Source organism: Teichococcus wenyumeiae (genome assembly GCF_003696345.1).
Taxonomy (GTDB): Bacteria; Pseudomonadota; Alphaproteobacteria; order Acetobacterales; family Acetobacteraceae; genus Pseudoroseomonas; species Pseudoroseomonas wenyumeiae.
Map to the genome: position 1 here is coordinate 1 of NZ_RFLX01000087.1, position 1,464 is coordinate 1,464.

At 65.1% G+C, this 1,464-nt stretch carries 1 protein-coding gene and 1 pseudogene; one reads left to right on the top strand and one right to left on the bottom strand.

The window, feature by feature from the left end:
• The first annotated feature begins 482 nt into the window (after positions 1–482).
• A complete protein-coding gene (locus EBE87_RS27355; RefSeq protein ID WP_233560256.1) occupies positions 483–1,343 on the top strand; it encodes an IS3 family transposase in 861 nt (286 codons plus the stop codon).
• 36 nt (positions 1,344–1,379) lie between these two features.
• On the opposite strand, the pseudogene EBE87_RS27360 reads toward EBE87_RS27355, so the two are convergent.
• Positions 1,380–1,464, bottom strand: a pseudogene (locus EBE87_RS27360) (IS5/IS1182 family transposase); the annotation flags it as partial.

Below are 1,464 nucleotides of genomic sequence, written 5' to 3' on the forward strand. Positions count from 1 at the left end.
ACGAACTCATGCCGTGGTGCTGGGCCAAAGCCGACGATCAACCGTCGAGCGCTGCCGCGTAGGGTTTCCAGGCAGCGCTTACCTTAGACTGGAGGACGGAGCGGGTGGACTTGCTTCGGAAAAGTGGAGGGTTCCTGATGAGGCAACAGGAACTCCATGACGCAGCAGAGACGGTTCACGAAGGAATTTGAGGATGAGGCGGTCTGGCTGGTCTGGACAAGCGGGCGGAGCCAGCGCGAGATCGCCGAGGATCTCGGATCGGCCTGTCGACGCTGGTCCGGTGGATCAGCCGGAGCCGTGAGCGGTAGATTGATGCGCCGGACCGCTCCGAGCAGGAGGACGTTGCCGCCGAGTTGAAGCGGCTGCGGCGGGAGAACGAGATCCTTCGCCAGGCGCGGGACATCCTCAGGCGTGCCACGGCTTTTTCCGCCAGGGGCGGGGTGAGGCCCTGAGCGCCATTGGTCCGAGCGAAGGGCCGAACGGTGAAGTTCACGCTCATCGATGCGGCGAAAGAGGAATGCCCCGTGCACCGTCTCTGCCGTGTCCTCGGCGTCAGCCAGAGCGGCTATTTTGCCTGGAAGGGCCGCCCGGCCTGCCGCCGCCAGCATGAGGACATGGTGCTGCTGGCCCATGTCCGGTCGGCCTTTGCGCTGCCCTATGGCACCTATGGCAGCCCGCGGATGACGCGAGAGCTGCAGGACAGCGGCCTGAGCGTCGGGCGCCGCCGGGACGGCCCGCCTGATGCGGGAGAACGGCCTCCGCGCCCGGCAGAAGCGGCGGTTCAGGCGGACGACCGACAGCCACCATGCCTGGCCGATCGCGCCCAACCTGCTGGACCAGGACTTCGCGGCCGACGGCCCGACCAGAAGTGGGGCAGCGACATCCCCTACATCTGGACCTGCGAAGGCTGGCTGTATCTGACGGTGGTTATCGACCTGTTCGCGCGGCGGGTCGTCGGTTGGGCCATGGCGGACCGACTGCATCGGGAGCTGGCGCTGACGGCTCTGCGCCAGGCCCTCATCATGCGCCGCCCAGTGCCAGGGCTGATCCATCATGCGGATCGCGGCAGCCAATATTGCTGCGCCGACTACCAGGCGGAACTCCGAAAGCACGGCATCCTGATCTCGATGTCGGGCCAGGGGAATTGTTATGACAACGCCATGGTGGAGACGTTCTTCAAGACGCTGAAGTTGGAACTCGTCTGGCGCACCATGTTCGAAACACGCCAGGATGCCGAGCAGGCCATCGGCCGCCACATCGACGGCTTCTACAACCCTGTCCGGCGCCACTCCGCGCTCGATTTCACAAGTCCAACCCAGTTCGAGAGAATGGCCGCCAACTGATCCAACGCCTCTCCACTAGGCTCAGGACTCATTGATTCAGAAGAGGACGGTGGCGGCGAGGCAGATGGCGGACATGAAGGTGTGGGCGCAGCGGTCATAGCGCATGGCGATGCGGCGCCAG